Source organism: Lutibacter sp., from assembly GCF_021647475.1.
Taxonomy (GTDB): domain Bacteria; phylum Bacteroidota; class Bacteroidia; order Flavobacteriales; family Flavobacteriaceae; genus Lutibacter.
The window spans coordinates 84,579-94,977 of record NZ_JAKIUR010000002.1; the positions used below are offsets into that span (position 1 = coordinate 84,579).

The following is a 10,399-nucleotide window of genomic DNA, read 5'->3' on the forward strand; positions in this document are numbered from 1 at the left end:
AACACCAATATAAATTCTTTAAAAACAAATTTATATTTTGGAATTTTGGGTTTTTAAATGTTTCTGTAAGATAACCGAATTGGGTAAAAAAAGTAATTGTATTTTCATAATATTAGGGGTTTTGAATGGACTAAATTATTAATTATTAATTAATTATCCTAATATATTGCTTTATTTGTTTGACAAACAGTATAATTTTTAGTGTAAATGGTGTTTTATATCGTTAATTATTTATCAATAATGAAATTGAAATATTTCGGCCTGCATTGCTTATAGAAGATGCAAATTCTTTATAATGAATATCAAAAATATTATCTAATTTTAGATATGCTGTTATGCTATTATTAAATCTATAATTGGTGTTTATATTAAATATACTCCAACTTGGATTTCCTTCATAAAAATTAGTTTTTGGATTAAACGGAGTTTGCTCTACATTATCAATTCCTTCAACTAAATTATAATCTTTTAATTTTTTTTGAGCGTTAAATCTCCAATTTATACTTGCTTGAAATTTATTTTTTTGATATCCTATTTCAAAAGAACCAAACAATGGCGGGATAGAAGATAATGGTAAATGAGTATCATATGCTTTTCCTTTAGTATAAGTCAAAGATGCTTTTGAAGTTAAATAGTTATTGATTTTTCCTGTAAAACTGTACGTTCCGCCTAAAATATAAGCATTCCCTTTATTTACATTAGCAACAACATTTCCTTCTTCTCCATCATAAATTATTGTACTAGAGTTGTTAATTTTAAAATAATCTCTTGTAATATAGTTGTTTAACAAAATGTAGTACGTGCTTAAACTCATACTAAACTTTCTGTTATTAAAATACTTTAATCCATTAATTTCAAAATTATAAGCATATTCAGGTTTTAAATTTATATTTGGTACGGTTACATTTCCATTCTTTTCTCTAATTTTACCAACATCATCTATGTTTGGAGCTCTAAACCCTGATGAAATTAAACTATTTAATTGCCAGTTTTTTGAAGGTTTATAAGCATAGCCAATAGTTGCTGTTACGGCTGAATTATTTATAGCTATTTTTGATTTTGGTAACGTAATAAAAGTATTGTCAATCCATTTTGCGTTTAAAAAATTGGAGCTATAACGAATTCCCGTATTCAAAGTCGATTTTGTACTTAAATCCTGTCTATAATTTATATATGAAGCTAAACTTGTGTAATTACTTCCTCCATCAGGATATCTTGATTGTACATCAAAATTGCCATTAAAGCCAATAATAGTATTTCCTACAACATCCAATGTTTTTCCATAAGCATTTGAATTTACTTTGTTGTATGCAAATTCAAATCCATAGGACAAAATACGATTATCTTCTTTTGTTAATGGCACAAAAAAATCGCCATTTAAACTAATCACATCCACGTTTTCTTTTCTATAAGAACGTTTTAAACTAGAAAATTTTCGTTGAATTCTAGATTCTTTACTATTTTGATAAGCCGCAGTAATTGTTCCTTTTTTTAACCATTTATTATTCGGATTAATTTTTAATTGTGAGGAAAGTAATAATCTATTTTGCGGTCCATAATGCCATTCTGCAAATTTTAAAGTTCCATTTTTATATTCATTTAATTTATCAAATCTGTTAATATTAGATGAAGTTGTATATTGAAAATTAAAAATTAAAATCTCTTTTTTTGATAAAGGAAATACTAATTTTTGTAAAATATCTGTTTGATTATACGCTGTGTTCTTTTGAATATTTGGGTTTGAATTAACCACTGGATTAGGATTATAATATGTATTTGTGTTGTTTGAATATTCAAATACTTTTCCCCAATTTTTGTAACCGTGATTACGAGATTTTCCCATTTTTAAATCTCCAAATTTACTATACGATACATTGGTATAAGATGCCCATTTTTTAAATCGTAATTCAATACTTTCAGAAGTTGTAAACTCATTATTTATAGTGCTAAATCGGTTATAAACAGAAGTATTTACTTGATTTTTAGCACTTATTTTCGGTGTTTTAGTGTAATAGTGAATAACACCGCCCAAAGCATCAGAACCATAAATTACTGATGACGGTCCAAAAATAACTTCAACTCTGTCTAAAATATTTGGCGAAACGGTGATTGAATTTTGTAAATGTCCTGTTCTGTAAATGGCGTTATTCATTCTAACGCCATCTACCACTAACAAAACTTTATTAGCTTCCATACCTCTCAAAACTGGACTTCCGCCTCCAAATTGAGATTTTTGAACTCTAATACCAGCCATATTTGCTAGTAAATCTGCCGAGGTTTGAGGTGCCATTTTAACAATATTCTCTTTTGCAATTACATCAATTTGTTCGGCTATTCTTCTTCGTTGTTCTTTACCTTTTGAAGCTGATAAAATAATTTCATTTAATTCCTCTGCTTTTTTATGAAGATATACGGTATAATCTAAAACCTTTAAATCTCTTTTTAAAATATCATATTCAATAAAAGATAAATGATTAAAGGATATAACATCCTTTGGTGTAAATTTAGATAAATCGGCTATTCCTTTTTTATTAGTATATATCAATTTAGAATTGTCATCATTAAAAATAGCAACATTTTCTATCGGAAACTTAGTTCCAAATTCCAATACTTTTACTTTTTGGGCTTTAGCTGATATCGAAAAAATTAAAATAAAAAATAAAAACTTATTCATTTTTAATTAAATACAGATTTTAATATTGGTAATGATTTAGGTTTTCTAAAACCGCTTAAGTGAAGTTCGTAATATTGAATTAACATATTTAGTACATTTTGTCTGTTTGTTGAACTAAAATTAATTTTAGATAAAGCATCAAAATTTATGCCTAATAGCTTTTTAAACTGTATTAAATTTTCACCAAAAATTACTTGAGCTTTCTTTTTTGAAGTAAAACCTCCTTCAATAAGGTCAAAATAAGGAAGTTCTGCCTGATTTAGTTCTGGATAAAATCCTAAATATTTAGTTAAATTTAATAAAAATAATAAATGAAAATTAGAAACTTTATCATGCACATCTAACCATAAAAAAGAAGTTTCTAAATATTGGAACAAACCTTCATTTTGTTCTTCTTCTTGGATAGCGTAATATAAAATTTCAGCTAAAAATAAGGCAATGCTTTGCTTTTTTAAATTAGTATAAACTGAGTTATAAAAATTTAAAATTTCAGCATCTCTTAGGTTATTTAAATTGCCTTTATTATTATGATTTGCTGTTAAATTTAATTGCATTAACGGTTGGAAATAAGCGGTTTTAATTTTGGCTTTTTTAGCTTTTAATACCCCTTTTAGCATATAGGCTTTTCTACCATATTTTTGTGTAAAGCACGTTGCAATTAAACTAGTATCGCCATATTTAATTGTATTTATAACTATAGCTTTAGTAGTTTCAATCATAATTAGTTGATAATAGCAATTTTAGCAATTGCATTTTCTTGGCTATCCGCATTAAATAATAATACGATATAAATTCCTGAAGCTACTTTTTTACCTGCCAAATTCCTTTTATTCCACACTACTTTTCCACCAAATAATTCTTGACCTTCTTTTACATTAGTTTCATAAACTAAATTACCTGCGGCATCTAAAATTTTTACATTGGTATTGTTGGGTATATGAGTTCCGTTTCTTCCATCAATAGTAATAAAATCATTATTTTTAGTGGATGGATTTGGATAAGTATAAACATCTGGCATAGTATCGCCATAAACAGCAACTTTACTATTAAAAGCTAAAATACCTTTATCGGTAGCAAAATAAACTTTCCCAGAGCTTTTATCTACAACAATTTTTAAAATAGTGTTTGAAGGTAAAGGTGAATTATCCTTATTAAAACTATGTAAAATAACACTCCCATCAGGGTTGGTTTGTGTTGCTCCACTAATATCAGTACCAAACCACTTATTATCTGCTCCATCAATAGCTATAGAATTTATGGGTTGATCTCCTAATAATTTCTTAGGAATTCCATCATCAAGAATTATAATAGGTTGTGCATCATAAATTGCATCATTAAATATAGATGCACCATTAAAAAGAACCACTAAGCCTTTTTTTGTGCCAATCCAAATTCTATTACTTGCATCAGCTTGAACTGTTTTTGCATTTAAATCAGGTAAAGATCCTTTGGTTAATTCTGAAGTTAGTGAAAGTTTTTTGTTTCCATTTTCATTAAACGCTAAAACTCCATTTCGTCTTGAACCAATCCAAATAGTATTTGTTTTATCTACAATTAATTCATTTAATCCTAAAGCTGGGTTTGTAATTACAGAGCTCATATCAAAACTAGACCAAGTTCCGTTTGCACTGTATTTTTTTATTCTGTTATCTACCCATGCATTTGCAATCCATAAATTACCTTGATTATCAAAACTAGATCCATTTATTCTTATACTTACGTAATTAGGATCTGAAATTATCAATTTTTCTAAACCACTATTTAAATGATTCCAATGCGTAGTAATTGAATCGTTTTCAACAATTAACATACCGCCTCCCCAAGAGCTGATATACACTTTGTTTTCTTGAGAAGGATCAATGGTTACATGAACTAAATCTCTAACGCCAACACTAGCATTATAAGGTTTATTTACCCAAGAAGTTCCATTAAAATGGCTAAAACCAAATCTTTTATTTAATGGAGTATATGCAGCATCATAACCCCCATAAACTACCCATAAATTATTATTATTGGCAGTTATAGAAAAAGGAGCATTTGAAACTGGACCTTCTGGATGGATTTCTTCAAAATTTGAAATAGCAGTTAAGTTACTTTTCAAAATTCCAAATTCTTTAGTTCCTAAATACAAATTAGTATCGTCAAAAAATGCAGTATTTAAATTATAATTATACGTACTACTTGAATTTGGAGTATATGTTGCAATTTGAGTATTAGAAGTGTTATTGATATAAATACTTTTTGATGTGGAAACCGTTAAATAATTTATAGAAGATTTTAATGTTTTAATAGTTGAAGCATAGGTTTTAACTAAAGTTAAATTATTATTTTCAATTTTATATAAATTATTATTTCGGGAGGTAAATATTTGATTATTAAAAATAGCTATATCTGAAAAATTTCCTGAAAAATTTTGAGTCCAATTATTAAAGTCAATCAAATTGGGATTGTTAATATCTGCAGAAAATATTCCATTTTCAGTTGCAGCATAAATAGTATTTTGAAATACTTTAATTTGATTAATTTTTAACTCAGAAGATTGATTACCAATAAAATAAGTATCTCCAAATTGAAAATTATCTAAATCATATACAACTATTGCAAATGAAGTTGCCAAATACAATTTATTATTATATGCTGTAATGTTATTTATTGCTTTATATCCTGAGTAATTAAAATTAACAATGTCTTTAGCGATAGTAATCTGATTTTTATTATCAATTATTTCTAATAAACCTGTTTGATAACCAATAACTATTTTATCTAAATTTTCAGAGTAATAGATGCTTGTTACCGTTTCTCCTGACAAACCGTTTACTGAAGATATTTTTGAGGTTTCTCCTGTAGTAATATTATATTTAAAAACGGCATTATCTACTATTGCATAAATGGTTTGATTTGCAATAATAAAATTTTTTACATTGTTATAGGAATAAAAATCTTCCCAACTAGAGGAATAATCTTGTTGAGCATTTACACTTACAATAAAAAGCAATACTATTATTTGAATAATTTTTTTCATATTTTATTCAAATATATTTATTAAAATTGGAATGAAGAAAGTAATTTAGATTATAAAAGTTTTTATCAAAAAAAAACCTCAAACATTACAATACGTTCTTGTAATGTTTGAGGAATAAATAAATCAACCCCAAAGACTTATTTAATGTTTTTATTGTATTGTGTCAAAACCCCTCTTGACAATAATACATTACAAATATAACATAGTTAATTGTTCTTATTTAATTAAATATATAAAAACAATCAAAAAATATATAAATGGTATCTTTTAAATAATAAATGGTTTTTATAAGGCTTAAAACATTAAGTATTAACTTATTCTATATTACCAAAAATCCAATCTGTTCCTTCTTTTTTATAGATAACTTTTCGTTCAGTATTATCTTTATAAAATTTTAATCTCCGTATGTAAAGTGTTTCTTTTAAATTTTGAAAAAAGCTACCATTACCCACAAAATTAAATTCATTTTTTTGTTGGTTAATATCATTCTGTATTTTAGCATCAGAAGGAACTGAAAATTTTAAAATTGACATTGTGTTTAAGAAAAATTCGAATTAAAAGTAGATAAAATTATCTTTTGTTTTAATTTTAATTTATCAATCAACTAAATTAATATATAAACGGAAGTAAATTATTAATAAACGGAATTATGATATTTTTAATGGAAAGCTAATTTTAACTTCAGTTCCTGTAGTTTTACCATTGGAAATATCTGTAGTTGAAATTTTTACATTTTCATTTTTATATAGAATTTTTATTCTGTTTTCTGTGGCTTTAGCTCCATAAAATTTACGTTTTTTGTCCATTTTATTAGTTTGCTTTGCAGAATTTATTCCTACTCCATTATCCTTAATAATACATAAAACTTTATCACCATTTTCTTTAATGGTTAATGCTATAATTTTAGCTCCCTTTTTCTTCATAATACCGTGCCAAATAGCATTTTCAATAAATGGCTGTAAAAACATTGGAGGAACTTTAATACTTTCTAAATGTAATTTTTTATCAATATTAACCACATAATCAAAACCTCCAGTAACACGCATTTGTTCTAATTTTACGTATAAAGCCAATATCCCTAATTCATCTGCAAGAGTTGACATTGGGCTTGATGAGCTGTTTAAAATGGCTCTAATTAAACGAGAAAATTTAGTGATGTAATCTGAAGCTTTTTCTACTTCATTTTTTAAAACAAAATTATTAATTGAATTTAAGGAGTTAAATAAAAAATGAGGATTCATTTGGCTTTGTAATGCAGTCATTTTAAGTTCTTCAATTTCTTTTAACTTATTAGCCAATCTTACCTCTGCATTTTTACTCCTCTGTTCTATTTTTTTTATAATAAATCCTATTATAACTGAAAAAATAAGGCTTTGTAGTATGGCTCCAAAATAAACAAAAGACATAGGTTGAAAACCATTTGCTAAAAAGGTTTTCTCTCCCAAATACATTTCCGCAAAACTAATATGAGCAAAAACAAGATATATTAATGATCCTACAACAAAATATACTGAAAATTTATCTCTAATCTTAGTAATCACCACATAATAGGATATTAATGCAAATACTGTAAGTGTTAACATTATAACTAAAAACAAATTTTCTTGAAATTTATATCCAAAAAACAGTTGAATTATAACAAAAATAGGTACTAATACTAATAAAACTTTAATTGCCAATTCAAAAAAACCATCCCATTTTACTAAAAAATTTCTGGTATCTAATAAAATTCTAGCGAATGCTACATAGGCTGCGTAAGCTAAAAATTGAATTGGAAAATTAAGGTAATTGTGCACTGTTTCCCAATTTTCTGGAAAAATATCTTGTGTAAGGTAAATTGTTAAGGCCGCTAAATAAAGGCTGTAAAATAAGTATAATTTACTTCTGTTTTGAAAATAAATAAGAAAATGATAGATGAATAAAGTGAATAATCCACCTCTTATCCAAGAAAATATTTCAGAATGAAAATCTAAAAACATTCTTAATTTATATATAGTTTATTAAATAGTTCTGTTTTTCTATTTCTACTAATGCTTGCAGTTAATCCGTTAGTCATAATAAGCTCTCCTCCTAATCCTTTTAAATATTCTTTAACATGATTTAAATTTATTAAATAAGAATTATGAACTCTAAAAAATTCAGGAAATTGAAATTTCTTTTCTACTTCTTTTAATGTTTTTGAAACAACAATTTGTTGTTCTGATTTTAAAAAGATGGTAGTATAACTTTTATCAGACTTTAACATAATAACATCTTCTTTATCTAGCAAATAAACTTTGCCATCAGCTGAAATGTTTATTTTATCGCTGTTATCGTTTAGATTATTTAAAAGTAATTGTAATTTATTTTCTAATAAGCTTCCTTTTTCTGTTTTTTTGATTTTTTTCATTGCAGATAATAATTCATCTTTATCAACTGGCTTTAATAAATAATCAATTGCGGAAACTTTTATTGCTTTTAGTGCAAACTCATCATGTGCAGTGGTAAAAATCAAATTAAAATCTCTAAAATCAAGAGCTTCAATTAATGAAAAACCATCCATTTCAGGCATTTGGATATCTAAAAACACCACATCAGGTTTGTCATTATTAATTATATCAACCGCTTTTATTGGGGAATCACAGGTTGTAATATTTACATTTTCAATATAATTATTTAATTTCCATTCAAGGGCTTCTAAAGCATCCTTTTCATCGTCAACTAGTAATATATTTAGCATATTTAGGGCGGACATTTTGGTTTATTAAATTGCAAGATACAATATTTGTTTTTATGTTCAAAGCTATGTGTTTTATTTCATAAATTTTTAAGTTTTAATTGGTAAAACATAAAAAAATATCGCAATAAAATGGGAAAAGCTTCCTAACAACACAAAAACATGAAAAATAGCATGGTTATATTTAATATTTTTTATACTGTACAAAATGGCTCCAACAGTATAAAAAATTCCACCTGCTAATAACCACATTAATCCTTCTAAAGCTAAGTTTTCTACTAATGGTTTTACTGCAAAAATCACAACCCAACCCATTAAAACGTATGCATAAGTTGAAATTTTATCGTACTTCCCTGTAAAAAAAAGTTTTAAAATGATGCCTGCAACTGCCAATCCCCAAGAAATACCAAATATGGTCCAACCAACCCACCCTTTTAAAACTACTAAAGTGAATGGTGTATAGGTTCCTGCTATTAAAACATAGATAGCTGCATGGTCAAATACATTTAACCGCTTTCTAATTTTTGGCTTTTGTGAATAGTGATAAAGGGTAGAGGCTGAATACAATACAATTAAACTAACACCATAAATGCTAAAACTAACAATGTGTTTGGCAGTTCCTTCTAAGCTAGCAAAAACCACTAATAAAACTAATGCAACCACACTTAAAATTAGTCCAATTGCATGGGTAATTACGTTTAATTTTTCTTCTTTTGGTTCGTAATAGGTAATCTCTTTTTTCTCCATTTTAGTTAAACGAAAAAAATTCGGCTTAAGTATTTTTATTATTGTTGTTTTAAGTCTGAACTTAACTCATTGTACATAATATTAAACGTTTGTTTTTTTATGGTATTAATATTTTTTAAAGTAAGCCCTTCTGTATTTATAAAATTATGAATTTTTACTCGTAATTTTCCAGGACCACCGCTAAAAAAAGTATATGAAAATCGTTTTTTACAATCATAAAAAGTTAATGGAACAATTGGTATTTGGTGTTCTATTGCCAATCTAAAAGCCCCATTTTTAAATTCACTTAATATAATACTTTTATCGTCGGAAATTAATCCTTCTGGGAAAATACAAACACTTAAACCATCGCTTAATCTTCGTCTAGCTTCGTCAAAAACAGCTTTTCTACTCTTAAAATTATTTCTATCAACCAAAATGCAAGTTCGCTTGTAAAAAAATCCGAATACTGGAATTTTTGCTAATTCTATTTTTCCAACAAAAACAAATGGATTTTTAGCAACTGCTAACATTAGCATAATATCAACCATTGAAGTATGATTAGGACAAAACATATAACTTTTGTTATTTTCAATATGCTGTTCTTCAGTAATTTTAACTTTAAAACCCATTACAAATAAAATAGTTTTTGCCCAAGCTCTGGCAATTTTAAAAAATACCAGATATAAATTTTCTGTTGATGTAACTACAATTAAAATAGGAAATATAGCCACAATACTTAGCAATACCCAGCCGTAAAACCAGCATCTCCAAATAATATAAAAAAGATATTTAAAAAATTTCATAGAATTCAAAAGTAGTAATTTAAAATTATTCTACATTTCTTTTTGAAATATGTATTTTTGTGGTCAAATTTTAAAGTACATGTCAAGAATTTTAACAGGTGTTCAAAGTACAGGAACACCACATTTAGGAAACTTATTAGGAGCCATAATCCCGGCAATTAAAATGGCTAACAATCCGCAAAATGAGTCGTTTTTGTTTATTGCTGATATGCATTCACTAACCCAAATTAAAAATGGCGAAACCTTACGCCAAAACACATATAGCACTGCTGCATCCTGGTTGGCTTTTGGTTTAGATGTAAACAAAACTGTGTTTTATCGCCAAAGCGATATTCCTGAAGTAACGGAGCTTTCTTGGTATTTAAGTTGTTTTTATCCATATCAACGGTTGACTTTAGCACACAGTTTTAAAGATAAAGCTGATAGATTAGAAGATGTAAATGCTGGTTTGTTTT

At 26.7% G+C, this 10,399-nt stretch carries 8 protein-coding genes and 1 pseudogene; 1 reads left to right on the forward strand and 8 read right to left on the reverse strand.

Annotation, left to right across the window (positions count from 1 at the left end; genetic code table 11):
- Positions 1–223: 223 nt before the first annotated feature.
- The 8 genes from L3J60_RS01115 to L3J60_RS01150 all read right to left on the reverse strand — a co-directional run bounded on the left by L3J60_RS01115 (position 224) and on the right by L3J60_RS01150 (position 9,944).
- Positions 224–2,674, reverse strand: coding sequence for a TonB-dependent receptor (locus tag L3J60_RS01115; RefSeq protein WP_291973503.1), 2,451 nt, complete (start codon positions 2,672–2,674; stop codon positions 224–226).
- A gap of 2 nt (positions 2,675–2,676) precedes the next feature.
- On the reverse strand, positions 2,677–3,393 hold the full coding sequence (gene recO, locus L3J60_RS01120) for a DNA repair protein RecO (protein WP_291973505.1): 717 nt from the start codon (positions 3,391–3,393) through the stop codon (positions 2,677–2,679).
- Positions 3,394–3,395: 2 nt separating this feature from the next.
- Entirely contained in the window at positions 3,396–5,696 is a 2,301-nt protein-coding gene (locus L3J60_RS01125; RefSeq protein ID WP_291973507.1) for a hypothetical protein, read from the reverse strand.
- Positions 5,697–6,010: 314 nt separating this feature from the next.
- Complete coding sequence (locus L3J60_RS01130; RefSeq protein ID WP_291973509.1) at positions 6,011–6,229, reverse strand: hypothetical protein; 219 nt, start codon at positions 6,227–6,229, stop codon at positions 6,011–6,013.
- Between the two features lie 114 nt (positions 6,230–6,343).
- Positions 6,344–7,675, reverse strand: a complete 1,332-nt coding sequence (locus L3J60_RS01135) for a histidine kinase (RefSeq protein WP_291973511.1) — start codon at positions 7,673–7,675, stop codon at positions 6,344–6,346.
- Positions 7,676–7,677: 2 nt separating this feature from the next.
- Positions 7,678–8,415, reverse strand: a complete 738-nt coding sequence (locus L3J60_RS01140) for a LytTR family DNA-binding domain-containing protein (RefSeq protein WP_291973513.1) — start codon at positions 8,413–8,415, stop codon at positions 7,678–7,680.
- A gap of 87 nt (positions 8,416–8,502) precedes the next feature.
- Positions 8,503–9,159, reverse strand: coding sequence for a hemolysin III family protein (locus tag L3J60_RS01145; protein WP_291973515.1), 657 nt, complete (start codon positions 9,157–9,159; stop codon positions 8,503–8,505).
- 38 nt (positions 9,160–9,197) lie between these two features.
- Entirely contained in the window at positions 9,198–9,944 is a 747-nt protein-coding gene (locus tag L3J60_RS01150; protein WP_291973517.1) for a lysophospholipid acyltransferase family protein, read from the reverse strand.
- 79 nt (positions 9,945–10,023) lie between these two features.
- Here L3J60_RS01150 and L3J60_RS01155 point away from each other — a divergent pair.
- A pseudogene (locus L3J60_RS01155) lies at positions 10,024–10,399 on the forward strand (tryptophan--tRNA ligase); the annotation flags it as partial.